This is a genomic window from Agriterribacter humi, assembly GCF_009192765.1.
Taxonomy (GTDB): domain Bacteria; phylum Bacteroidota; class Bacteroidia; order Chitinophagales; family Chitinophagaceae; genus Agriterribacter; species Agriterribacter humi.
The window spans coordinates 25,198-50,681 of the sequence record NZ_VOHQ01000008.1; the positions used below are offsets into that span (position 1 = coordinate 25,198).

At 40.6% G+C, this 25,484-nt stretch carries 24 protein-coding genes and 1 other RNA gene; 20 read left to right on the forward strand and 5 right to left on the reverse strand.

All coding sequences use genetic code 11. The features are described 5' to 3' along the window. Positions 1 to 257 precede the first annotated feature (257 nt). Positions 258 to 3,779: a chromosome segregation protein SMC gene (gene smc / locus FRX45_RS14215; protein ID WP_152269112.1), complete on the forward strand. Its 3,522-nt coding sequence runs from the start codon at positions 258 to 260 to the stop codon at positions 3,777 to 3,779. A gap of 162 nt (positions 3,780 to 3,941) precedes the next feature. Here the strand turns inward: smc and FRX45_RS14220 are convergent, their stop codons facing one another. Next, entirely contained in the window at positions 3,942 to 4,145 is a 204-nt protein-coding gene (locus FRX45_RS14220) for a dodecin family protein (protein ID WP_152269113.1), read from the reverse strand. Between the two features lie 176 nt (positions 4,146 to 4,321). Between FRX45_RS14220 and FRX45_RS14225 the strand changes: the two genes are divergently transcribed. Both FRX45_RS14225 and FRX45_RS14230 read left to right on the forward strand, forming a co-directional pair. Then, entirely contained in the window at positions 4,322 to 4,885 is a 564-nt protein-coding gene (locus tag FRX45_RS14225) for a DUF6580 family putative transport protein (protein WP_152269114.1), read from the forward strand. Between the two features lie 21 nt (positions 4,886 to 4,906). Further along, on the forward strand, positions 4,907 to 5,263 hold the full coding sequence (locus tag FRX45_RS14230; protein ID WP_152269115.1) for a YraN family protein: 357 nt from the start codon (positions 4,907 to 4,909) through the stop codon (positions 5,261 to 5,263). Here FRX45_RS14230 and FRX45_RS14235 read toward each other — a convergent pair. Continuing rightward, positions 5,241 to 5,759 carry a YkgJ family cysteine cluster protein gene (locus FRX45_RS14235; RefSeq protein WP_152269116.1) on the reverse strand — a complete coding sequence of 173 codons (519 nt, stop codon included), beginning with the start codon at positions 5,757 to 5,759 and terminating at the stop codon, positions 5,241 to 5,243. The two genes, FRX45_RS14230 and FRX45_RS14235, sit on opposite strands and share 23 nt — an antisense overlap. Positions 5,760 to 5,926: 167 nt before the next feature. On the opposite strand from FRX45_RS14235, the gene xerD reads away from it, so the two are divergent. Next, a complete protein-coding gene (gene xerD, locus FRX45_RS14240; protein ID WP_152269117.1) occupies positions 5,927 to 6,826 on the forward strand; it encodes a site-specific tyrosine recombinase XerD in 900 nt (299 codons plus the stop codon). A gap of 515 nt (positions 6,827 to 7,341) precedes the next feature. Beyond that, a complete protein-coding gene (locus FRX45_RS14245) occupies positions 7,342 to 8,121 on the forward strand; it encodes a hypothetical protein (protein ID WP_152269118.1) in 780 nt (259 codons plus the stop codon). Positions 8,122 to 8,237: 116 nt separating this feature from the next. On the opposite strand, the gene rnpB is transcribed toward FRX45_RS14245, so the two are convergent. Both rnpB and FRX45_RS14255 read right to left on the reverse strand, forming a co-directional pair. Further along, an RNA gene (gene rnpB, locus FRX45_RS14250) (RNase P RNA component class A) lies at positions 8,238 to 8,607 on the reverse strand. Positions 8,608 to 8,691: 84 nt separating this feature from the next. After that, a complete protein-coding gene (locus tag FRX45_RS14255; RefSeq protein WP_152269119.1) occupies positions 8,692 to 9,195 on the reverse strand; it encodes a DUF4251 domain-containing protein in 504 nt (167 codons plus the stop codon). Positions 9,196 to 9,413: 218 nt separating this feature from the next. Between FRX45_RS14255 and cmoA the strand changes: the two genes are divergently transcribed. The 6 genes from cmoA (at position 9,414) to FRX45_RS14285 (ending at position 14,651) form a co-directional block, all read left to right on the forward strand. After that, a complete protein-coding gene (gene cmoA / locus FRX45_RS14260) occupies positions 9,414 to 10,142 on the forward strand; it encodes a carboxy-S-adenosyl-L-methionine synthase CmoA (RefSeq protein ID WP_152269120.1) in 729 nt (242 codons plus the stop codon). 66 nt (positions 10,143 to 10,208) lie between these two features. Next, positions 10,209 to 10,931: a methyltransferase family protein gene (locus FRX45_RS14265; RefSeq protein ID WP_152269121.1), complete on the forward strand. Its 723-nt coding sequence runs from the start codon at positions 10,209 to 10,211 to the stop codon at positions 10,929 to 10,931. A gap of 40 nt (positions 10,932 to 10,971) precedes the next feature. Beyond that, positions 10,972 to 11,877 carry an AEC family transporter gene (locus FRX45_RS14270; RefSeq protein WP_152269122.1) on the forward strand — a complete coding sequence of 302 codons (906 nt, stop codon included), beginning with the start codon at positions 10,972 to 10,974 and terminating at the stop codon, positions 11,875 to 11,877. A 43-nt stretch (positions 11,878 to 11,920) separates the two neighbouring features. Continuing rightward, a complete protein-coding gene (locus tag FRX45_RS14275; protein ID WP_226805386.1) occupies positions 11,921 to 12,874 on the forward strand; it encodes an aldo/keto reductase in 954 nt (317 codons plus the stop codon). A 140-nt stretch (positions 12,875 to 13,014) separates the two neighbouring features. Further along, on the forward strand, positions 13,015 to 13,227 hold the full coding sequence (locus FRX45_RS14280; protein ID WP_152269123.1) for a hypothetical protein: 213 nt from the start codon (positions 13,015 to 13,017) through the stop codon (positions 13,225 to 13,227). A 395-nt stretch (positions 13,228 to 13,622) separates the two neighbouring features. Next, on the forward strand, positions 13,623 to 14,651 hold the full coding sequence (locus tag FRX45_RS14285) for a mechanosensitive ion channel family protein (RefSeq protein WP_152269124.1): 1,029 nt from the start codon (positions 13,623 to 13,625) through the stop codon (positions 14,649 to 14,651). Positions 14,652 to 14,754: 103 nt separating this feature from the next. Here FRX45_RS14285 and FRX45_RS14290 read toward each other — a convergent pair whose 3' ends face one another. Then, positions 14,755 to 16,440, reverse strand: coding sequence for a sodium/sugar symporter (locus tag FRX45_RS14290; RefSeq protein ID WP_152269125.1), 1,686 nt, complete (start codon positions 16,438 to 16,440; stop codon positions 14,755 to 14,757). A gap of 385 nt (positions 16,441 to 16,825) precedes the next feature. Here FRX45_RS14290 and FRX45_RS14295 point away from each other — a divergent pair, with 385 nt between their 5' ends. From FRX45_RS14295 to FRX45_RS14335, 9 genes are all read left to right on the forward strand, one after another. Beyond that, complete coding sequence (locus FRX45_RS14295) at positions 16,826 to 17,866, forward strand: aldose epimerase family protein (RefSeq protein ID WP_152269126.1); 1,041 nt, start codon at positions 16,826 to 16,828, stop codon at positions 17,864 to 17,866. A gap of 91 nt (positions 17,867 to 17,957) precedes the next feature. Further along, entirely contained in the window at positions 17,958 to 18,536 is a 579-nt protein-coding gene (gene def, locus FRX45_RS14300) for a peptide deformylase (RefSeq protein WP_152269127.1), read from the forward strand. After that, positions 18,526 to 19,503, forward strand: a complete 978-nt coding sequence (locus tag FRX45_RS14305; RefSeq protein WP_226805388.1) for a hypothetical protein — start codon at positions 18,526 to 18,528, stop codon at positions 19,501 to 19,503. The genes def and FRX45_RS14305 overlap by 11 nt, the downstream gene beginning before the upstream one ends. 116 nt (positions 19,504 to 19,619) lie before the next feature. Continuing rightward, the gene (locus FRX45_RS14310) at positions 19,620 to 20,528 is read left to right on the forward strand and encodes a ribonuclease Z (protein WP_152269128.1); all 909 of its coding nucleotides are present in this window, start codon (positions 19,620 to 19,622) and stop codon (positions 20,526 to 20,528) included. Between the two features lie 129 nt (positions 20,529 to 20,657). Next, positions 20,658 to 21,152, forward strand: a complete 495-nt coding sequence (locus tag FRX45_RS14315) for a BON domain-containing protein (RefSeq protein WP_152269129.1) — start codon at positions 20,658 to 20,660, stop codon at positions 21,150 to 21,152. A 15-nt stretch (positions 21,153 to 21,167) separates the two neighbouring features. Then, positions 21,168 to 21,587: an SH3 domain-containing protein gene (locus FRX45_RS14320; protein WP_152269130.1), complete on the forward strand. Its 420-nt coding sequence runs from the start codon at positions 21,168 to 21,170 to the stop codon at positions 21,585 to 21,587. A 244-nt stretch (positions 21,588 to 21,831) separates the two neighbouring features. Beyond that, the gene (gene leuC / locus FRX45_RS14325) at positions 21,832 to 23,250 is read left to right on the forward strand and encodes a 3-isopropylmalate dehydratase large subunit (RefSeq protein WP_152269131.1); all 1,419 of its coding nucleotides are present in this window, start codon (positions 21,832 to 21,834) and stop codon (positions 23,248 to 23,250) included. A 58-nt stretch (positions 23,251 to 23,308) separates the two neighbouring features. Then, the gene (leuD, locus tag FRX45_RS14330) at positions 23,309 to 23,905 is read left to right on the forward strand and encodes a 3-isopropylmalate dehydratase small subunit (RefSeq protein ID WP_152269132.1); all 597 of its coding nucleotides are present in this window, start codon (positions 23,309 to 23,311) and stop codon (positions 23,903 to 23,905) included. 15 nt (positions 23,906 to 23,920) lie between these two features. Next, positions 23,921 to 25,444, forward strand: coding sequence for an alpha-isopropylmalate synthase regulatory domain-containing protein (locus FRX45_RS14335; RefSeq protein WP_152269133.1), 1,524 nt, complete (start codon positions 23,921 to 23,923; stop codon positions 25,442 to 25,444). The last annotated feature ends 40 nt before the right edge of the window (positions 25,445 to 25,484 follow it).

A 25,484-nucleotide genomic window follows, 5' to 3' on the forward strand; every position in this document is an offset into this window, starting at 1 on the left:
AACGATAAACTACTCTCAACATTTAAAACGGATACCCCCTGTAACCTGAAACCTCTCACAAATTTCAAATCCCTTCCAGTCATTCTTTTCCCCGATATTGCATCCCGTTGGTAATTCTCCACATATTGTGCATAGTTACAATATGGGCTGAGTTCTTGTGTATAATTCGTTAACAATAATGGGGTTTCATAAAATGGTCTGCACTAATTTTCGTTTTGATTCAGCTATTTTTGCCCATTCCACAAAAATATTGAACTGTGCGTTTAAAGAGTTTAGAAATCAAGGGTTTTAAGAGTTTTGCCGACAAAACTACAATCAATTTCGACCAGGGGATTACAGGTATTATCGGGCCAAACGGTTGCGGCAAAAGTAATATCATAGATTCCATTCGCTGGGTAATAGGAGAGCATAAGATCAGCAACCTGCGCAGTGAAAACCTCGAAAGTTTGGTGTTTAACGGGTCGCGTACCCGCAGTGCCAGTGGACTGGCTGAGGTAAGTCTTACTTTCGAAAATACCCGCAACCTTCTTCCTACGGAATTCGGTACGGTTACCGTTACCCGTAAGTTTTATAAAAGCGGGGAGAGTGAATACCGCCTCAATGATGTAAACTGCCGCCTGAAAGACATTCATAACCTCTTTTTGGATACGGGCATTAGTACCGACAGCTATGCCATTATTGAACTGGGTATGGTGGATGATATTATCAAAGATAAAGAAAACAGCCGCCGCCGTATGCTTGAACAGGCTGCAGGTATCACTATTTATAAAACCCGGAAGCGGGAAGCCAAATTAAAATTAGACGCTACCGAGCAGGACCTGGCACGTATTGAAGATCTTCTTTTTGAGATCAACAATCAGCTAAAAAGCTTAGAAAGCCAGGCTAAAAAGGCGGAGAAGTATTACGAGATCAAAAAGGAGTATAAAGAATTGAGCGTGGAGCTGGCCAAAGCGGCGCTTGAAGGGTTTAACATTACATACAGGGATTTAAATGAACAACAGCAACAGGAAATAGATAAACGTTTTGAACTGGAAGCTGGTATTGCACAGGATGATGCAGCTATTGAACAGGAAAAACTGGGTTTTATTGAACAGGAAAAACAGTTGCAGGACATGCAGCATGCTTTTAATGATCTGCTCGGAACTGTGCGTAATAAAGAAAATGAGAAGAGCCTCGGCGAACAGCGCCTGCAATACCTGAAAGAAAGAGAAAGCAGCCTGCACGATTTTTTACAAAAATCGGAAGGACAGTTGAAGGGACTGGAAGAAAGCATAGCTTTTACTGCCGGGCAAATAACAGATGAGGAAGTTAAACTGGAAGAATTTACAGAAAAAGTTGAAAGCTTAAAGGATGGTGTGGAAGAGAAGCGGCGCATTTTTGATGAAAAGCGCGCTGCTATTGATATCGTTCGCCGGGATAACCAGGCTCTGCAGCGCCGCCAGTTTGATGCTGAAAAGCAGGTAGCCGTTGCTGATACATCTATCCAGAATATTCAGCGCACCATTGTACAGGGAGAAGATGAGCAGGCACAGCGTAAACAGCAGATAACGCAACTGGAGAAGGAAAGGGAAGAAAAGGAAATTGAATTAGACAATAAACGCACCGGCCTGCGGCAATTGCAGGAACAGCATGAGTACACGAAGGAGCAGATATTGCAAACGCAGGCAATGGTGGAAACCCTGCGCAACCAGTTGGCAGAGGAAAACCGAAAACTGGATTCCCGGAAAAATGAACATGCATTATTGAAAAGCCTTATAGATTCTATGGAAGGCTATCCTGAAAGTGTAAAATTTTTGCACAATAACCCGGGATGGAATCATGCCGCTCCAATTTTATCGGATATTATTTATGTTAAAGAAGAATACCGGGCAGCAGTGGAAAATGTGCTGGAACCTTACCTTAATTATTACGTGGTTAACAACCTGGAAGAAGGGTTGCAGGCGATTCAGCTTTTGGATACCAACAAAAAGGGTAAAGCCAATTTCTTTTTGTTGGACAGGGTAAATGATTTTAATGATATGCAACATCACCAGCCTGTTGGAACGATTGCTGCTATGGATGTTATTGAGGTGGAAGGGCAATACAGGAAACTGGCGGAATACCTGTTGAGTAACGTGTATATTGCTGAAAATGATGAAGCCCTGCTTAATAGCAATGGTGCTGTAGTATTGGAAAAGCATGGCAAATATGTGAAAGGTAAATATGCGCTTACCGGCGGCAGCGTAGGATTATTTGAAGGGAAAAAAATAGGCCGTGCGAAAAACCTTGAAAAACTGAATGGTGAAATAATAGCGCAGGAAGCAGTGGTTAACGAGTTGAAATCCGCTATCCAGGCGCGGCATAACGAAGTCATTGGTTATAACCAGCAATTGAAAGAGCAGGCCATACGGCAAACACAGGACGCGATTAGCCAGTTAACCAACCAGGCTTTTGCTTTGCAGAATAAGATGGAAAACCTGCAGCACATGGAAGAAAATGGCAGCAGGCGGCTTGAAGATCTTAGGATACAATTGCAGAACAATCACGATAGCATTGCCCTGGTGAGAGATGAACTGGAAAAATTAAATACACAGTTACAGGAGCTACAGGACAATCTCCGGAACGCCGAGCAGGATTATACACTCGCTGAACAGGAATACAATTTTGCGAACGCCGCATACAATGATAGCAACCTGCAATACACCAAATTGCAGAGCAAGGTAAATGCACTAAAGCAGGAACATCAATTTAAGAACGGACAGTTGGGTGATCTTAAAAGCCAGATAGAAAACAGCAATTCACAATTACTGGAAGCATCTGGCAATATTACACAAACAGAGGAAGCATTGAAGCTGGTTGCAGCTATATTGCTGGATATGCTGCGGAGCAAGGATGAAGAAGAAAGGAAACTAAATGAAGCCGACCAGGCTTATTATAACCGCCGCAATGCTTTAAATGAAAAAGAAAGCGCGCTGCGCCACAGGCAAAAGGCAAAAGAACAACTGGATTATTTGCTGAATGAAATAAAAGACAAATTAAGCGAGCTGAAACTGCAGTTGGCCGGAATGAAAGAAAGGCTGAGCGTGGAGTTCAGGGTTGACCTGAATGCTATATTAGATGAGCCCCGTGCAACAGAAACACCGCTGGAAGAACTGCAGGCTTCCTGCGAAAGAATGAAAAAGCGGCTGGAAAATATGGGTGAAGTAAACCCTACCGCCATAGAAGCTTTCCAGGAAATGAGGAAAAGATACGAGTTCATTCTTGAGCAAAAAAACGACCTGGTAACAGCAAAGGATAGCCTTTTGCAAACGATACAGGAGGTGGAAGCAACCGCCAACCAAAAATTTTTAGAAACATTCAATACGGTTAGAGAAAACTTTCAGAAAGTATTCAAGGCCCTGTTTACCGAGGAAGACACAGCGGACATACTGCTCGAAAATCCTGAAAATCTTGCTGAAACAGGAATTGATATCGTTGCCAAACCAAAAGGTAAACGGCCTTCTTCCATTACCCAGTTAAGCGGCGGAGAAAAAACATTAACGGCAACGGCATTGCTGTTTGCTATTTACCTGATCAAGCCAGCGCCATTTTGCATATTAGACGAGGTAGACGCCCCGCTTGACGATGCTAACGTGAACAAGTTCACCAATATGATCCGCCAGTTCAGCGAAAACTCGCAGTTCATTATTGTTACCCATAATAAAATGACCATGTCTACCGTGGACATTATATATGGCGTAACCATGCAGGAGCCGGGGGTAAGCAAATTGGTGCCTGTTGATTTTAGGGGGTTGAATTAAGAGGAGTAAGGTATAAGGAATAGGGTGTAAGGAGGGAAAAATTAAAACAGGAGTTGATTTTCAATTGGGGTCAATTACGAAGAAGCTTAAAAATAAATCAGGGTTCCAAACCTGCCGGTATCTGCTGCAAGCCGTATGAAGATTTGGAACCCTCTGATAAACTTAATCATCCAGTCTAAAAGATATCTTGCATATTACACCGAATGTAGTCACTTTGTTGTCTTTAACATGCGCTTTAATGTCCTTTACAAAAACCGAATCAATATTGCGAACAGTTTTGGAAGCTTCGGTTACAGCCGAACGGATAGCATCGTCAATGCTTTTTTCTGAAGAGGCGATCACTTCAATTACTTTTACAATTGGCATACAAACGTGTTTTATAAGTTATTAAAATAAGATACGTGTTATTTAAAGATCGCTAAAAATCAATACAATAAAAAATTGGTTTGGATTTTTGTAATGGCGGGAAACCGGTAAAGCGAATATGCGTGTCAGCATTTTCATGATTTATTGCTATTTTTGCGGACAGATAAATTCAGATTATGAAAATAAACAAAACTGCTTTATATATTTTATTAGCACTGGTTGTAGTTGCAGCTCTTTACCGCATTATACCGGGACGTCCATACGGATTTGCACCGCAAATTGCAATGGCATTGTTTGGAGGAGCTGTTATAAAAGATAAAAAACTGGCCTTTGCACTGCCATTATTGTCTATGGTATTGTCGGATGCATTGTTTGAGCTTCTGTATTTTGCGGGGATTTCGCCTATGTGGGGATTTTATGAAGGTCAGTTAACGAATTATGTATTATTCGCGTTGTTAACCGTATCAGGCTTTTTTATAAAAAAAATGAGTGTAATCAATATTGCTGTAGCTTCTTTTGCAGCGCCCACGGCTTATTTTTTGATTTCCAATTTTATGGTATGGCTAAGCGGCACCGGCGGGCTTCAGCGCCCCAAAACTTTTGATGGTTTGATGATGTGTTTTGCAGACGGGCTACCTTTTTATAAAAACTCTATAGCAGGTACATTATTCTTTTCGGCGCTGTTTTTTGGAAGTTACTATCTTATTAAACAATATATGCTAAAGCCTAAATTGGCCTGATATAAATTTCCTTCCTAATTAATGGCTCACCACAACATCACCGGAAAAAATGGGGAAGCATTAGCGCTTGCTTATTTAATACGGAATGATTTTGTTATTCTCCATACAAACTGGCGTCATTCTCATTACGAAATTGATATTATTGCTTATACCGGAAACATATTGCATTTTATTGAAGTAAAGACCCGCCGCTCTTTAAGATTCGGATACCCGGAGGAAAGTGTTACAAAGAAAAAAATGGAGAGCCTGATGAATGGTGCCGAAGTATTTCTTTTGCTGTACCCGCAATGGAAAAGAATACAATACGATATACTATCTGTTAATTTACGGAAAAACCAGGATCCCGAATATTTCTTTATTGAAGATGTTTCCCTGTAGTAACCAATAATTTCATTTTTTCTACCATTTTGTAGGTTGCCGGGCAATAGGCAATATTTTGTTTGTGTACATGCATGTAGTTCACCATTTTTCTTTTGGCAAGATGTGGAAACCCGGCACAATCAGCGGGGCGCACCGCGTAAATATTGCACATGTTGGTAGTCAGGTCAAGAAACTGGCAGGGTTGCTGTTTGTTCATCCAGTCTTTGTCTTTCTTATCGTAGTACAGCCATTTTTCTTTAAAAGTTTTCGCCGTCATTCCCAGGTGGGTCGAAATACGTTTAATATCCGCTGGAGTGTAAGTAGGGCTCATCGTTTTACAACAGTTGGCGCAGCTTAAGCAATCCGTTTCCAGCCACACGGCTCTATCAACATTTATCGTAAGATCATCTAATTTAGGGGGAGGATTTTTTTCAAGCCTGGTGAGAAACGCTCTTAATCCTTTTTTGTGGAACCTGACTTTCTGTTTAAATGATCTCAGGTTAATTGCCTGCATAATCTGTTTTAATATTAATGGCCCGAAAGTAAGCGTTAATTCGATTCAATTTGGCAAACCATATAAAATGTGTATATCTGCGGAACAATGGTGAATTTGATTTTAGCTGATATTTGCATTTAATTTTTGCAACGGCACTATTTTACAGCCAATGAAATGCAACATGTATGTGGGATGATCAGAAAAATGGTTTCAGGGCTTACCTGCAGTTAGAAAAATCGCTTAGCTCCAACTCAATAGAAGCCTATTTGCATGATATCGAAAAACTGCTGCAATTTCTCCAATTGCATGAAAACCTTAAAACTCCGGCCGAGGTTGAATTAAAAGATCTCCAACAATTTGTAAAATGGATTGCTGAACTGAATATGACTGCTTCCTCGCAGGCCCGAATCATTTCAGGGCTTAAGGCTTTTTATAAATATTGCCTTCTCGAGAAGATCGCTGTAAAAGATCCCACTATATTATTATCATCCCCCAAATTAAAGCGAACGCTGCCAGATACATTAAGCTTTGAAGAGATAGAATCCATTATCGGCAAAATTGACCTGAGCAAGCCTGAAGGCGTTAGAAACAGGGCTTTGATAGAAACAATGTATAGTTGTGGACTGAGGGTTAGCGAAGTAGTAGCGCTTAAATTGTCGAACCTGTACTTAGATGTAGGCTTTATTAAAGTAACGGGTAAAGGCGACAAAGAGCGCCTGGTGCCCATTGGCCGAGATGCCGTTAAGCATATTAATATATACCGGGAAAATATAAGGATTCATATCACGGTAAAAAAAGGGGAGGAGGATATTTTGTTTTTGAACAGGAGAGGGGCGCATATGACAAGAGTAATGATTTTTTTGGTTATTAAAGCCCTTGCCCGGAAAGCCGGCATTGTTAAAAATATCTCACCCCATACCTTCCGCCATTCTTTTGCCACCCATCTGGTGGAAGGAGGAGCTGATTTAAGGGCAGTTCAGGAAATGCTTGGGCATGAAAGCATTACCACCACCGAAATTTATACCCATCTCGACAGGGATTATCTCAGGGATACGCTTCAGCGCTTTCATCCCGGCTTTCAATAGCTGTTCATAATTATTTAACATTGATTCCTGCACAATAATGTAACAATCACGCAACGTTTGCGTTTTAAGGCTGTCAGCATATGAAATCTCAGTTCTTTGAATATTTTTCAGTAAAAACGATTATTAATGTTAATGATTCCCTATTATAGGGTTATCATAGGTTAAGTTTTAGAAATTATTTAAAAAGAAGCACCATAAGAATTTGGCATGTACTTAAAAAGCTGTACATTTGCCGCGCAAACATGAACCTGATACATTAACTCTTGCTTGCCCAACTGAGACTAGTCTCCCGTCTTTTAGAAGTTTTCTTCGGAATGAAATTTAAAACTTTCGCACAGGTTCAAAAATCACGTCACTAACGTATTGCCAGTAATTTTTTAGGATTAAAAACAAAAATGACCATTCATCATTGTTTAGAGCCATACATAGTATTATGCATTGCATAGTAGTATCTTAAAGATATATCTTTGTATGGTAAACATGGTTAAAAAACAAACAATTAAACAAGTATAGTTATGAAAAGGAAGAGTGAAATGGATTCGAAGGCAGGAACCAGTCCAACAGTAAAGAACAAAATGTTCAAAAATGTAATCAGCAAGTCTGCCTCTATGTTGCTGGTAACAGTAATGGGATTGAGTGCAATGTCTTTTGTTCAGGACGACTCCTTTGTAAGTGGTAGTGATACCAACCAAAGCGCAGCTAAAGTACAGAACATTGCAACAATCAAAGCAGAGCCAGGTGATGAAACCTGTTGCGTAACAACAGTTGTACATCCCGGGGACGGAATTAATACTGCTTTTGTGATCAGCACACCTACCAAAAAGGCGATATACAAAGCCGATAAAGAAACCATTGTTACATTTATATCTGAAGTAAAAGAAAGAAGGGTATGGAGTATGAACAGGGCACAGGCAAGTACCAAAGCTGATACGGAAATGCATTTTAATTTTAGGCTCAGCACAATATATCCTTCTGCAACCATGGCTGCAGGAGCTGATAAGGCGATGATCAGCCGGTTTACCGATGAGATTGTGCATTTAGCTGCTTATAGCGCAAATGATGTTGCTAAAGCAGATGCAGAAGTAGCCGCTAATTTCATTACAGCCAACTTGCCGGTAACAGTGGCAAAGCCAACTGCTGAATTGATGTTGAAAGCAGATGCAGAAATAGCTTCATCGTTTGAAAAAGCAACCCATACGGTTATCGGTGTACCATCGGCAACAGCCGCACAGAAAGCCGACCTGGAAATGATACAAAATTATAAAGGGCAGCAAACCCTTACCGTATTGAAATAAAATACAGTTTTCCGATTATTAGTGTGTAGTTATGGTTTTGATTAAGAACCGGTAGTGTTACCGGTTTTTTTATGTATAAACAAAAAGGATAGTCCAATTAAGAACTATCCCAATTATATTACTGCAAACCTGTAAGCCGGATTCTGTCGGGTGCTATCATTTATCTTGCCTGGTCATTACTGAACAGGTCAATCTGCTTACCCTTCCCGATATTTCAATAAAGAAAATTTCGCCGGGCCGGCAAAAAATCGGGATATACATAGCATTTCAGTACACAAGGTTTACCCATTATACATGTTGCCATATATAATAGTGAGCTCTTACCTCACTTTTTCACCCTTATCCACCCTGGGGCAGACGGTTATTTTCTGTGGCACTGTCTGTTACCGCCGAAGCGGCACCCGGCTGTTAACCGGTGCGTTGCCCTGTACTGTCCGGACTTTCCTTGGCTCCGTAGAACAGAGCCACGATAGCACAGTTTGCAGCAAGTACAAAGGTAGCTTTTTAATCAGGTAAGAAATGACTCATGCGAAAATATAGCACTATCTCCTGCTTCGTTTGATCATGATCTTAACTTTTTTCAACCACGTAACCATAAAAGGTAACAGGTTGCCTGTCGTTACCGCTAACCTGCAGGGTGGCGTAACCGTTATCCGAAACATGTAAATTAAGTTCTCTTACCGAACCTACATCTTTTGGCTTAATGGAAATATCCCATCCGCCCTTCTTTTTCGTTTGTATAGCATACGTAAAATCGGTAGAAGTAAAACGAAGCGGCCCATTGGCAGGATCTATAGGCGCTGTATAAATACGGCCCATATAGGGTAAAAAACTTACTATTTTATCTTCAGATATGCTTAAATCATAATCGCCATTCAGATGACGGGTCCCGCCGTTCATTGGTAAAAGCGTTTGGGCTTTAAAAACATAGTTTTGCACTTTGATGGATGCCTTGATTTCCTTTTCTTCCTTTGCTTTTGTTTCTTTTTTGGATTGGGCCTGCAAACCGCTGAAGCCGAATATTGCAAATGCGCCCAGTAATACTGCGGATTTAAAAATATATGGATTTTTCATTTTTATATATTTAGTGTTGTATTTTATTAGATGCAGCCTGGTAAAACGGGTTTAATGTATGCTGCTCAAAGAAAGTGTTAATTTATTTTTGACATTCTTTCCTTCCCTGCAAATATAAAAGCTGTTAGATGCTATATTTGTGGTCGTGTATAATCGAACCTTATCCCTGGAAATACATTGTTCCTGAATGAGTTTTAATCAGCTTATCTGTTAATAATATGTCAGAAGACCAATTTTTTAAAGATGAAATTAAAAAGGCCGCCGATTTTAAATTTGGCGCCGGTGTAGCTCATGTGTTTGATGATATGGTAAACCGTTCGGTGCCTTACTATGGTGAAATGCAGCGTATGATAGCCGAACTGGCTTCAAACCACGCTAAAGAGGGCGGCCAGGTATACGATCTTGGATGTTCTACAGGTACTACCCTGATAGGCATGAATACGATGGTGAGTAATAATGTTAAGTTTGTTGGCATAGATGACTCGGAGGAAATGCTGAAAAAATGCAGAAGTAAACTGGAAGAAGTGGGTTTTACCAGGGAATATGAACTGGTTTGTGCGGACATTGGTAATAAAGTTGAAATTGTAAATGCCGATGTAGTGGTGCTTTGCCTTACTTTACAATTTGTGCGGCCAATGTACCGGGCGCAGTTGCTTCAACGGATTTATAAGGGATTAAATCATGGGGGGGCATTAATACTGGTAGAAAAAATTCTGGCTGAAGACAGCCATTTCAACCGCGATTTTATTAGCTATTATTACAATTATAAAAGACGGAATAATTATAGTGAACTGGAAATATCCCAAAAAAGAGAAGCGCTGGAAAACGTGCTTATTCCATATAAGCTTAGTGAAAATACAGGAATCTTACAGGACACGGGTTTCGCTCACTGCGAGGTGTTTTTTAAATGGTATAATTTCGCAGGCATTATCGCGGTAAAAAAATAAATTGCCGGTATTTAAGTGTTTTTTCCAATGCAACGCATTATACCGGTTTTTCAATTTTTAAAATTTATGATAGCAATCGGAAACTTTTTTTTCAAGTACCGCAACTGGATCTTTATTCTTTTTTACGCAGCGCTTTTTATTCCTTCGCCTCCCCTGTTTTCTGAAGAAAGATTTGGTGAACACCATTATATTTGGCCGATTGTCCTGGGTTTACTGATTACTGTTTCGGGACAACTAATTCGCGGAGCTACTATTGGACTGGCATATATAGTGCGCGGTGGCAGCGAGGGAAAACCTTATGCCGAAGGACTGGTAACCGATGGTATTTTTAATCATTGCCGCAATCCTCTATACGTTGGAAATATTTTAATGCTGCTGGGGGTTGGGATATTAGCCAACTCTTTATTTTATGTAGTTATTATTATTCCTGCTTTTCTTTTTATTTACCAGGCCATTGTATTGGCCGAAGAACATTTTTTGCGTGGCAAATTTGGAGCAGGCTTCGATGCTTACTGCAAAAAGGTAAACCGGTGGATACCCGACCTCAGAGGTATTGATAAAACTTTTGGCAGTATGTCTTTTAACTGGCGGCGGTGGATATTAAAGGAATATAACACACAATTTGTATGGCTGTCGGGCATTACCCTTATCCTTCTGTTGAAATACCCTCACATTACGGATTATGACACCCATTACCGCAACACGCTGATTGTTGTTATTCTTTCCATACTCCTGCTAATGTACCTGCTTATACGTTACCTCAAAAAATCGGGTAAGGTGAAAGAATAATGCGGATGGAATTGCCAATGTCATTAATAGCCTTAAATATATGGCAAACTTTTTATTAATAGGCATTTGTATTATGGCAGGCTTACTGGTTCGCAGGTTTACAGCGGTTCCTGCCGATGCCTATAAAGGGGTAAATGCTTTGATCATTAACCTGGCATTGCCGGCAGTTGCTTTTAAATACCTGCCACATATACAATGGACGAAATCACTGATACTACCTGCCGCGATGCCGGTAATTGTTTGGCTGTGCGGATGGATATATATAAGAGTATACGCTGCTAAAGCAAAACTGGATAAACAAACGGAAAGCGGATTAAAACTGGTAACCGGGTTAAGCAATACCTCATTTTTGGGCTTCCCGCTTATTATTGCCTGGTTTAGCGATGATGCCTTAGGCGTTGCCGTTATATGCGATCAGGTTACCTTTATGCTACTTGCCACTGCGGGTATTGTAGTAGCGATGAATGCTTCGGAAAAGCACTCGCTTACAGTAGGGGCGGTGTTGAAAAAAATGTTTTCCTTTCCTCCTTTTATTGGATGTGTGGCGGCTTTGGTGCTTCCTTTATTTATCAATCTTTCCCCATTTGATGCTTTATTTGATATGTTGGCGGCAACGGTAGCTCCTTTAGCATTATTTTCTATTGGATTGCAATTAAAATTTGATGGATGGCGCCGGGAGTTAAATCATTTGGCAGCGTCATTTTTATATAAATTGGTGGTGGCGCCTTTGGTTATTTTCTGCATAGTGTATTTTTTAGGTATGAAAGGAATAATACCTCAAATCAGTATTTTTGAATCGGCCATGCCTTCCCATCTTACTGCTACGATTGTTGCAAGTGAATATAACCTCAATCCTAAGCTCACCAGCCTGGTGGCAGGTATTGGTATTGTAATATCCTTTGTTACCACTGCTTTGTGGTACTTTACTATAAAAGGCTTATATTAATTCTCATACATTTATTTTAACAGTTAAAATAACGCATACAATTATGATACAATACAGGCGATTGGGAAAATCTGATTTACAGATTGCGCCTCTTATTTTTGGAGGAAATGTTTTCGGCTGGACTGTTGATGAAAATAAATCTTTTGAATTATTAGATGTTTTTTCAGCGGGCGGATTTAATTGTGTTGATACTGCAGACAGCTATAGCCGTTGGGTACCGGGCAATAAAGGTGGGGAAAGTGAAACAATTATTGGAAAATGGATGAAGCAAAAAGGCAACAGGGAAAAGATCATTATTTCTACAAAAGTGGGTTCCGACATGGGGCAGGGCCATAAAGACGTTTCTAAAAAATATATTTTGAATGCGGTGGAAGATTCATTAACCCGTTTGCAAACAAATTATATAGATCTTTACCAAACGCACTGGGATAACGAAGCCACGCCGGTGGAAGAAACATTGGAAGCGTACGATATGCTGGTAAAGCAGGGCAAAGTAAAATGGATCGGCGCTTCTAACCTGTCACCCGAAAGGCTGGCCGCATCATTGGCTGCCAGTAAAAAACACAATTATCCTGTTTATCAAACATTGCAACCCGAGTATAATTTGTATGACCGGGAAAAATTTGAAAAGGACTATCAGCCCATTTGTGAGCAGCACAACCTCAGTGTGATCAATTATTATGCACTGGCATCAGGTTTTCTTTCGGGCAAATACCGCAGTGAAGCAGACCTTGGTAAAAGCAAAAGGGGAGGAGGCGTAAAAAAGTACCTGAATGAAAGAGGGTTCCGGATCCTGTCCGCATTGGATAAAGTAGCCGCCTCGCATCATACCACACGGGCAAGTGTTGCCATAGCCTGGCTTATTAAACAGCCAATCGTTGCAGCACCCATAGCCAGTGCTACCAGCATTGAACAACTCAATGCGCTAATGGCTGCAGCCACACTACAGATAAGTTCAGAAGCCTTAACCGAATTAAATGAATCAAGCGCCTGGTAAAAATAAATAATTGGTAAGCTTATCCAGGCATTTGACGGGGAATCTTTTCCACGGTTTTGATTTTTTTCGGAGGGTGTATTATTTGGCAGGTAATTTGAAACTAAAGGTAAACGCTTATTTACTTATTAAAACAAAAGCACATGAAAATTCTGGGAATTATTTTAATCGCTGCCGGTATACTAATGCTTATTTTCCGCGGCTTTAGTTTTACCAAGGAAAAAAATATCATTGATGCCGGTCCCATCGAATTAAATACGAAAGAAAAGAAAAATGTGAGTTGGCCTATGTATGCTGGCGGTATTGCTGTTGCTGCGGGTGTTGTAGTATTGCTCGCGGGCAGAAAAAAAGGATAATATCCATATTGAAACACTTCAATTGCTTATCCGTTCTGTTATGCCTGCCAATGACCCCGTATTAAAGCAATTGTAAAATGTTTAGCTAACCTTTGGAATACACTTCAACGTAATTTTTGTTTAATCCGTACACTTGTACTAAAAGTGAGATTTTTATCTCACTTTTTTCGTTATGCCCTGTCAGCAGGATTCACAATGAGGCAGGTATGGAAGTGCTGGCAAAAATTACCCTGAAGCAGCCATTTTGAACCTGCATCCCGAAATCTTTCGCATAAAACCCGTAGTTTGAATTTTACTGTTGGATTACTCAATATTTTTGACAATAAATTGCTATGGCATTTTGGTTATTTTGTCTCAAATAAATCAACTTGCCCGGCACAATAAAACTCCATAGGATGACTTTTGATGAAATGTTATATTTTTCTTTTTATGTGGCAGGCGGATTAATTGCCGGACTGTTTGTGAAAAAAGTAATTTCTCCTGTTGTTAAAAGAGCCGTAGCCCGTACAAAATGGACGGCTGATGACCTGATCATTGAAAGTATCGGCAAATGGGTAATTCCATGGCTTATTGCATTGGGCGTTTTCCTGGGATGGAGACGGGTGCAGATGGATGTCAAATATCATCAATGGCTCGAGAATGGCCTGGCGGTCTTTTATATTTTTTCTATCACCTGGATAGTAGCAACAGTGCTTTCAGGAATGACGAAAATAAAGAATCCGGATAGTGAAGCGGTTGTCAGGTCTTCATCCATTATTGGCAATATCATTAAAGTGATTGTGTATTGTATCGGTATGCTTGTCATACTACAGTCGCTTGGTATTTCTATTACGCCTATCCTTGCAGGGTTGGGTGTGGGTGGACTGGCTGTAGCGCTTGCCCTTCAGGATACCCTGTCTAACCTGTTTGCCGGTATCCAGATCATATCTACGAAACAAATCAATCCCGGCGATTTTATAAAATTGGAATCCGGGCAGGAAGGATTTGTGGAAGATATCAGTTGGAGATACACCGCGCTAAGAACAGGATCCAACAATACGATCATCGTACCTAATTCAAAACTCGCCAGTGTAATAGTCTCTAATTATTTTTTGCCGGATAAAGAGATCGTATTTGATATTACCATCGGGGTAGATTATAACAGCGACCTTCAAAAAGTAGAAGAGGTAACGGTTGAAGTGCTCAAAGAAATGCAACAGGCTTCACCCGACTGTGTTCAGAATTTTGAACCTTTTATCCGCTTTCAGCAGTTTGGTGAAAGCAGTATTGTCCTCAAAGCATTCCTTAGAGCAAAAACATTTGGCAGCCAGTTTCTTATTAAACACGAATTGATGAAACGGATCCAGAAAAGATATACGGAAGAAGGAATCAATATTCCTTTCCCGGTACGAAATGTTTTTATTAATAAACCCGGCGGTTTGTAGTTTGGGAGTTTGTTGTTTATAGTTTGAGCAGTTATGGTATGTGAGTTGAGATACTTCAGCTATCAGATCAGTCTTCATACTGACTATTCACCACTACATTTCTTTACCAGAACAGGGTATACAAGGCTATCAGTATACCAGCCACCAGCAAAGCGCCCGCTGCAAAGCCCGGCGATGTTCGGAACATTTTTCCATCTATCTCCAGTCCGTTTGTTTTAACACCTTTGCTATTTTCATATACACTAATGATGTACATACCTATAACGGAAATAACAAAAACAAAAAACATCCGGTCAATAAAAGGTATTTCATAGAGCATGCTGCCATCTTTTTGTAATACCTGTTTTGCAAAACCAGTTGAAGCGAGCCATTCAAGGTTAACCAGGGCTGGCATGATTTTGAAGAGAATAGACAATGCAAACCCACCTATAGTAGCAAAAAGCGCTGCATTAGAAGTTGTTTTCTTCCAGAAGAATCCCAGAATAAACATGGCGAATATGCCCGGAGAAACAAAGCCGGTGTACTCCTGTATATATTCAAATCCTCCTTTTTTATCAATACCCAAAAAGGGTGCAATAAGTACAGCCAGCAGCATGGAAACAATTACGGCCAGACGGCCGGTCCATACTAATTTTTTTTCCGATGCTGCGGGATTAATTTTCTTTTGATAAATATCTAAGGTAAAAATAGTAGAAATGCTATTTGCCTTCCCCGCAAGTGATGCCACCACAGCAGCGGTTAATGCGGCAAAAGCGAGCCCCTTTAATCCCGATGGTAATAAATTCAGCAATACAGGATAGGCTTTATCAGGCATCATTTCTCCGTTAACCATCATATCCTGGTGGAAGTATCCGTTTTGGTATAGCACATAAGCCGCTATACCTGGCAGTACTACAATAACAGGCATTAATAATTTTAAGAAAGCAGCAAATAACAATCCATTCCTCGCTGTTTTTAAATCGGCGCCCAGTGCACGTTGGGTAATATACTGATTGCAACCCCAGTAGTTCAGGTTAACAATCCACATGCCGCCAATCAATACCGATAAGCCTGGTAAACTGATATAATTGGGATTGTCTTTTTCAAAAATCATGTGAAAGTGTTCATCGGCGTTTTCGGTGAGCTTGTGAAATCCGGCTACAACACCGCTTAATCCAAAATGAGTGGCCACAAGGTCTAATGCGAGGTAGGTGGTTACAAGCCCTCCTAATATTAAAAAGAAAACCTGCACCACATCTGTATAACCAATCACTTTCATACCACCCAGTGTAATAATAATGGCGAAGAGAGCCAGGAAAAGCATACAAACGGTAAGACTAATACCAGAGATACTGCTTATGGCCAATGCGCCAAGAAATAATATAGAGGTGAGATTAACAACTACATACAATAGCAACCAGAATACGGCCATGATCATGGCTACTGTACCATTATAGCGTTGATTAAGAAATTGAGGCATGGTGTATATCTTATTCTTCAGATATACCGGTATAAAAAAAATGGCTACCACAATAAGTGTAGCCGCTGCCATCCATTCGTAGGTGGAAATGGCCAGCCCGAGCGTAAAGCCGCTTCCGCTCATGCCAATAAATTGTTCTGCTGAAATATTAGACGCAATAAGAGATGCACCTATAGCCCACCATGTAAGGGATCCTTCTGCGAGGAAAAAATCTTTGGTATCAGCATTAGCCTTTTTCTTCCGCTGGTATATCCAGTAACCATAAATTGCAACGATTAAAAAATAAATAATAAAAACAAGGTAGTCTTTGGTTGAGAGGTAATTGTTCATAACAAATCAAATCGTTTAAATGTTTGGGTATGATCTGGTTTTATGGAATGGATGCTATACATCAATTGGTTACAATTCGTATTTTGGGCGGATAAAGATTAGTGTTTTTGGCGATAAGAACAAATTCAATTCCTCCATGCCGGCAAAATCTTCCGGGTATCCTGTTTATAAGATGACCATAGCAGTATGACAATGGAATGAGATCTCAGCATTATGTATGTGCCCAAAGCTTTGGTTTTGAAAAGGATTTTCGTGACACGTGATCTCACTTTCAGCCTGGTTAGACCTGATGCTGAAAGCTTTCTTTTTTTATTAACGGTTTTACATATTCCAAACTTAGACCCTAACTTCACTCCTGAAATTTTCTTTTAAAAACGGCATACAGATGATCAACGAACAGGTAAAAAAATGGGGTCAGGTAAACGGTAAAGACGTGCTGCAATATGGGCTTATAAATGAAGCCGGAACGGTAGTGCGGATATTGAATTATGGCGGAACCATTACGAATGTAATGACTGCTGACAGGAATGGTAAAGCGGGAAATGTTATTTTGTGTTTTGATTCCCTTGAAGGCTACTTGCAAAAGAACAATCCTTTTTTCGGATGCCTGGTAGGCCGCTATGCCAATCGCATTGCCAACGCCCGTTTTTCGCTCAACGGAAAAGAATACCATCTTGCACCCAATGACAATGGCAATACCCTGCATGGGGGTATTAAAGGGTTTGATAAAAAGGTTTGGGACGCTGCTTATGCGCCTGAAAGCAATACACTTCAACTTTACTATGAAAGCCCGGATGGTGAAGAGGGCTACCCGGGTAACCTTAAGGTTACTGTAGTATATACTTTAATTGGAAAAAGTGAACTGATCATTGATTATACCGCTGTTACAGACGCACCAACGCCTGTAAACCTTACCAATCATGTCTATTTTAATTTATCCGCCGGTAATGATGCGGATATTCTTGATCACGAATTAACACTGCACGCTCAATACATTACAACTACAAATAGTAAGGTTATTCCTACCGGCGATTTGGTTCCGGTAAAAAACACAGCCTTTGATTTTACCACTCCCAAAAAGGTTGGAAAGGATATAGGAAGCACAGGAAATGGTTATGATCATAATTTTGTTCTCGGCAATCTCACCGGCAAGCTGCAAACCATTAGCACATTGTATCACCCAGCCAGCGGCAGGTGTATGGAAACATCAACTACTCAGCCCGGGGTTCAGTTGTATACCGGTAATTACTTAGATGGCAGCCTGAAACATACGCCCGGTAATATAAAATATAACAGGCATGGGGGCTTATGCCTCGAAACACAACATTACCCCGATTCACCCAACCAACCTGGTTTCCCAGACACTATACTGCAGCCCGGTGAAAAATACCACCAGGTAACTGTGTATAAATTCTCAGTTAAATGACTTTGGATCAGACTGATGAACAAGGATATGAGTTTCAAGAAATTCAGTTAAATTTGCAGCCATAAATTAAGCTAATCAATAAGTAAAACCAATGATTTTACCCATTATAGCATATGGCGCCCCCGTGCTGAGAACAGTGTGTAAGGATATAACACCCGACTATCCTCAATTGAATAAGTTGATTGATGATATGTGGGAAACCATGTATGCTTCCAGTGGGGTAGGGCTGGCTGCTCCCCAGGTAAACCGCGATATACGGCTTTTTGTTATAGACAGTACCCAGGTATTTGTAAGCATGGATGATGCTGAAAGAAAGAAATACCCCGACGCACCGGGAATTAAACAGGTTTTTATTAATGCCCACGTTAAAGAGCTGGATGGTAAGGAATGGGCATATAATGAAGGCTGCCTTAGTATTCCTAAAATAAGAGAAGATATTTACCGCAATGAGGAAGTAACGATCGGGTATATGGATGAACAATTTCAACCGCACATACAAACATTTAACGGAATAACAGCAAGGATAATTCTGCACGAATATGATCATATAGAAGGAAAATTATTCATTGATTACCTGAAACCTTTTAAACGCAGGTTAATGAAAGGCAAGCTGGATGATATATCCAAAGGGAAAGTAAGTGTGGACTACAAAATGTCTTTTGCAAAGTAAATACCCGCATATACGCCGCTTTTTACTATGGCTGCCAGTGTTTTTGCTGTTACCCGCAGCATTTCTTTTTGCACAGGAGAATGACACAGTGGTCGTAGACAAAAAAGTAATTACGCTTTCGGAGATCATTATCCGCAATAATGTAGATATACCTTCCTTTATTGAAAAGGTAAAAAACGATACTACCTTTTACAAAGCTTTCCGTAACCTCCGGGTTTTGAACTTCACTTCGCTGAATGATATCAGGATGTTCAATAAAAAAGGAAAGGTAAAAGCTTCTTTGTACAGCAAAACCACACAATGGGCAAACAAAGGCTGCAGGCATACTACCATATTGAATGAAGAAGTGACTGGGGATATGTATGACAAGGCCCGTCACTATAATTATTACACTCCGGAATTATATGCCAGTCTTTTTTTTGCGCCCGACACCATTTGCGGAGAAACCAATATTGTAAAGGGAGCGGAATTGAATGTGATAGGAAAATCCGGCATGGCAAAACATAAAGAACAACTGAAAATGCTTTTTTTTAATCCGGGCAAAGCCATACCCGGACTACCATTTATAGGCAGTAAAACAGCCATTTTTGAAGAAGATATGGCGCCACTTTACGAATATCATCTCGATTTGCAGGAGCATCTGGGTGAACTTTGTTACGTATTTGCCATAAAAGTTAAAGATGATCTGAGCGGAGCAAAAAGAAACAGGGTAGTAATTGATGAAATGATAACCTGGTTTAATGTGACAACCTTTGAGGTGATTGCCCGAAATTATGCGATGAGTTATAAAGCCGGCATATATGATTTTGATGTTCAAATGCAGGTGGAAATGACGAAAACGAATGGTTACCTCGTTCCGAAATTATTACGCTATACGGGAAACTGGGACGTAATTTTCAAAAAAAGGGAAAGCGGTGTGTTTACGGCAACGCTTTTCGATTTTGGGAGCAGTGAATGGTTAAGGTGAGAAGTGTAAAGTTGTGTGTGCTAACCTGCAACCTGAACCCTGCAACCTTTTTACCCCTTTCATACGGTATATTATGGTTAACTTAACACTACTTTTTCACTACTTAATTATGTAATGTGTTTGCGGTAACCATACTTGGCAATAATTCGGCGCTTCCCATGCACAACAGGCATCCCACCGCGCAGGTAGTGTATTATGAAGAGCACCTGTTTTTAGTAGATTGCGGAGAAGGCACGCAAATACAAATGAACAGCTACAAGATCCGGCGTAACCGTATCCGCTACATTTTTATTTCTCATTTACACGGCGATCATTATTTTGGGTTACCGGGTTTGCTGACCAGTTACGGATTAAACGGCCGTACAGAGGACCTTTGGATATTTTCTCCTCCATTGTTAAAGGAGATCATGGAAATACAGTTTAAGGCCTCCGATACGATATTGCCTTATCCCTTACATTTTGTTGCTATTGAAAAAGATGGAATACTTGTAGATGAAAAGAAGATAACCATAAGTTGTTTTGCGGTTAGCCACCGTATTCCGTGCTGGGGTTTTTTGTTCAAAGAAAAGGAAAAGCCTTTAAAACTCAACAGTGATAAATTGCGGCAATATGCCATCCCTTCCTCATTTTACCAGCACATTAAAATGGGTGAAGATTATATTACCAAAGGAGGGGAGATTATAAAAAACGAATGGATAACGCAGCCGCCGGAAATTGCTCAAAGCTATGCTTACTGCGCCGATACGTTGTATAATGAAAGTATAGCAGAGAAATGTAAAGACGTAAGCCTGTTGTATCATGAGGCTACTTATTTGGACGACCAGAGGGAAAAAGCGGTAAGCAGGATGCATTCTACAAGCAGGCAGGCCGCAGCCATTGCGCTAAAGGCCAATGCACGCAAACTCCTCATAGGCCATTTCAGCAGCAGGTATGAAACGCTGGATGATTTCCTTACGGAAGCACAGGAAGGTTTTCCAAATACAGATTTAGCCACAGAAGGGGTAACTTATATTATACATAAGTGAGCACAGATACCTATAGATGTGGGTTATAAATTTTATTCTTAATATTAAAATAAATTAGCCATCTTTAAAAAACAGTTTGGGTTGGCATGATTTTCCTTTATCTTTTTATTCATCTAAAATCAGACTTGTATGAAAAAAACACTTTATCGTTTGCTTCAGACTTCTATGTTTGTTGCTATGGCCAGTATCTGGCTTTTTTCGTGTAAACCTAAAATAAGCGACCAGGACATAGAAACTAAAATTCAATCGAATTCCGCTTTATCACATCTTGCAGTTACTGTAAAAGACGGAGTAGTTACGCTTAGTGGTGAAGCGAAAGACGAAGCTGACAGAACGAATAGCGAGGCCGCAGTTAAAAGTATAGAAGGAGTAAAAGAAGTTATAAACAATACAACCATCGCACCGCCTCCTGCACCTGCACCTGTTGAAATTGCGGCAGATGATCCGTTAACAAAAGGAATTGCTGATGCGCTCAAAGATTTTCCAACTGTAAAAGCCACTGCAAATGATGGTGTAATTACTGTTACCGGCGAAACCACGGCTGCCAACTGGAAAAAAATTAAAATGGCATTGGATGGTTTAAAACCCAAAAAAGTTGATGCTACTGCTTTGAAAATTAATTAACCTAAAAAAAATCTTATGGCACTACAGGATAAATACAAACAGTTAGTTGATACTGCAACAGCTTCAGGTGTGGCCAATTTGCAGGTAAGGGAACAGGATGGTGTATTATATATTGATGGTGAAGCGCCATCGGGAAGTGTAAAAGACCAGTTGTGGGATATATATGGAAAAATAGACCCCAATTTTTTGACGGGTGATGTGGTAATGAATGTAAATGTAGCTACTGCGGTTGCCGGCGCTAAGGCTAAGGTAACCACCGAAAAGTCTAATCTTAATATTCGTAAAGGCCCGGGAACCGATCAGCCCATTGTTGGAAAAGCGGCGCATAACGAAATAGTAACGTTGGTTAGCAAGGCAAACGATCAGTGGTGGCTGATCAGAACAGACGCCGGAGAAGAGGGGTATGCTTACGCCCAGTATTTAACAGTACAGTGATGGTAGAAGTACAAAAAAATTGTAAAGCCGTTTTTTAAAGATTTTACATTTGCCACAGATCCGCAGATTTACCTGCCGGTCTGTGGCATTTTTATGTAATACCATATCCTGGTGACAACTGATGGTATACGCCGGTAAGAATAATTTTATTGGATTTGCCGGAAATTTAAATTTAAACCAGATAAATCCTGATTATCTGGCTATAATTTAAGAAATTTGCGGTTCTCTTTTAAATTTTAAAAAAATGAGTAGTACGCCAACAACATTATTTGACAAAGTATGGGATTCCCATGTAGTTAGAAAGATTACGGACGGCCCCGATGTACTTTTTATTGACCGGCATTTTATTCATGAGGTAACCAGTCCGGTTGCTTTTTTAAGCCTGGAACAAAGAGGGCTCCAGGTAATGTTTTCGGAAAAGACCTTTGCTACTGCAGATCACAATACACCTACTGTTAACCAGCATTTGCCGGTACAGGATCCGCTTTCTGCTATCCAGTTAAAAGCGCTGGAAACAAATTCGGGTAAATACGGCATTTCACATTGGGGATTGGGTAATCCCAAAAACGGAATTGTGCATGTGGTTGGTCCGGAAAACGGTATTACACAACCGGGTATGACCATCGTTTGTGGTGATTCGCATACTTCTACCCATGGCGCTTTCGGCGCTATTGCTTTTGGCATTGGTACATCCGAAGTAGAGATGGTACTGTCGTCGCAGTGCATTATGCAGCCCAAGCCAAAGAAAATGCGCATCAATGTTAATGGCAAACTGGGTAAGGGCGTTACACCCAAGGATGTGGTGCTCTATATCATTTCAAAATTAACAGCAGCGGGCGCTACCGGTTATTTTGTTGAATTTGCCGGAGATGTGTTTGAAAATATGAGCATGGAAGGCCGCATGACCGTTTGTAATATGAGCATCGAAATGGGAGCCCGGGGGGGGATGATAGCACCGGATGAAACAACCTTTGCCTATATCAAAGGAAAAGATAAAGCGCCTAAAGGGGAAGCCTGGGACAAGGCGCTGGCTTACTGGAAAACGTTGAAAACAGACGATGGGGCCGGCTTTGATAAAGAATATCATTATGAAGCTGTGGATATTGAGCCCATGATCACCTTCGGCACCAATCCCGGTATGGGCATGGGTATCAGCAAGCGTATACCTGTGTCGCAGGAGTTGGGAAGCGGAAAATCCAGCTATGAAAAGTCGCTTAACTACATGGGCTTCCGGGAAGAGGATAAGATGCTGGGTAAAAAAGTAGATTACGTTTTTATTGGCAGTTGTACCAACGGACGTATAGAAGATTTTCGTGCCTTCGCATCTATTATAAAAGGACGGAAAAAGGCCGATCATGTTACGGCATGGATTGTTCCCGGATCGCATGTAGTAGAACGCCAGATAAAAGATGAGGGTATCCTGGATATATTACAGGAAGCAGGCTTCGAGCTGCGTCAACCCGGTTGTTCTGCATGCCTTGCAATGAATGATGATAAAATTCCCGCAGGCAAATATGCCGTAAGTACCAGTAACCGCAACTTTGAAGGAAGGCAGGGACCCGGTGCAAGAACAATGCTGGCAAGCCCCCTGGTGGCCGCCGCCGCTGCAGTTACCGGTGTAGTTACAGACCCAAGAGAGCTAATTGCTGAAGAGAACGTATGAGGTGTGGGGTGTAAGGTATAAGGCTACAAACAAAAAACTATAAACTATAAACTCTGAAATGGCTTACGATAAATTCACAATACTTAAAAGTACAGCGGTTCCAATGCCCATTGAAAATGTGGATACCGATCAGATCATTCCTGCCCGCTTTTTAAAAGCAACGGAACGGAGGGGGTTTGGCGACAATCTTTTCCGCGACTGGCGGTATAATAATGATAATACTCCAAAAAAGGATTTTGTTTTGAATAACCCGCTTTATACAGGTAAGATATTGGTTGGAGGTAAAAACTTTGGCAGCGGAAGCAGCCGAGAGCATGCGGCATGGGCTATTTATGATTATGGCTTTCGTTGTGTGGTATCAAGTTTTTTTGCCGATATTTTTAAAAATAATTCTATAAATATTGGCATACTTCCCGTGCAGGTAAGTGAACTGTTTTTGGATAAAATATTTACTGCTATTGAAGCCAACCCTCAAAATGAAATTGAAATAAATCTTCCGGATCAAACTATTACCATCCTTTCAACAGGTGAATCTGAATCGTTTGATATCAATGGATATAAAAAACATAACCTGGTCAATGGGTATGATGATATTGATTATTTGCAGGCAATGAAAGAAGACATTCGGTCATTTGCCGCCACCAGTTTATACTAAAAACGATCAGCAAACATGCCGTCAGCTCAACGATATATTGAAATAATGGATACAACGCTCAGGGATGGGGAGCAAACGAGCGGTGTGTCTTTTTCTGCGTCAGAAAAACTAACTATCGCAAAACTTTTGTTATCGGAAGTAAAGGTAGACAGGATTGAAGTAGCATCTGCCCGTGTATCCGAAGGTGAATTTGACGCGGTAAAGCGAATTACCAAATGGGCTAAGGCCAATGGTTGTTTGAGCAAGGTGGAAGTGCTCACTTTTGTTGACGGGGATGTATCCGTACAGTGGATGATGAAAGCAGGGGCAAGGGTAATGAACCTGCTTACCAAAGGATCCCTGAATCATTTAACACACCAACTGAAGAAAAAACCCGAACAGCATTTTGCAGATGTTGCCGCCGTTATTGCTCTGGCAGGGAAAAAAGGGATAACCTGTAATGTATATCTTGAAGACTGGAGCAATGGGATGCGGTATTCAAAAGATTACGTCTTTCAATATCTTGATTTCCTGCAGTATCAGCCCGTTAAAAGAATAATGTTACCCGACACTTTGGGCGTTTTAATCCCCTCGGAAGCATATGAATATATATCGGAAATTGTTTCCCGTTATCCCGGTATTCATTTCGATTTTCATGCGCATAATGATTATGACCTCGGTACGGCCAATGTGCTGGAAGCTGTGAAGGCTGGTGCACATGGTATTCATCTTACCATAAATGGTATGGGCGAAAGGGCTGGAAATGCACCGCTGGCAAGCGCTATAGCCGTTTTGAACGATTTTATGCCGAAAATAAAAACAGCAGTAGCCGAAAAATCACTCTATACGGTAAGTAAGCTGGTTGAAACATTTTCAGGATTTCGTATTCCTGTTAATAAACCGGTAGTGGGAGAGAATGTATTTACTCAAACTGCGGGTATCCATGCAGACGGAGACAAAAAAAATAAATTGTATTGCAGCGATCTGATGCCTGAACGTTTTGGACGGCAGCGAAAGTATGCTTTGGGAAAAACCAGTGGCAAAGCCAATATTGAAAACAATTTGCAGCAACTGGGTATACATCTGTCTGATACGGATTTAAGAAAAGTAACGCAGCGCATTATAGAACTGGGAGACCGGAAAGAGGATGTTACGCAATCCGATCTTCCTTATATCATTTCTGATATATTAAACAGCAATGCCAATGAGGATAAGGTAAAGATTGAAAATTATGCGTTAACACATTCAAAAGGGCTTAATCCATCTGTAACCATAAAATTATTGATAGATGGCGAAGCGTTTGAAGAGCATGCACAGGGCGATGGGCAATATGATGCCTTTATGAATGCGCTCAAAAAAGTGTACAGACATAAGAAAATGGAACTGCCGCTTTTAACGGATTATGCAGTTCGTATTCCGCCTGGTGGCCGTAGTGATGCTTTGTGCGAAACGATAATAACCTGGAGATATAATGATAAAGAATTCAAAACAAGAGGTCTTGATAGTGATCAGACCGTTTCGGCAATAAAAGCAACTCAAAAAATGCTGAATACAATATAAGCGGATCAATACATCATCATTTCATTTCAATTTTAAAGAA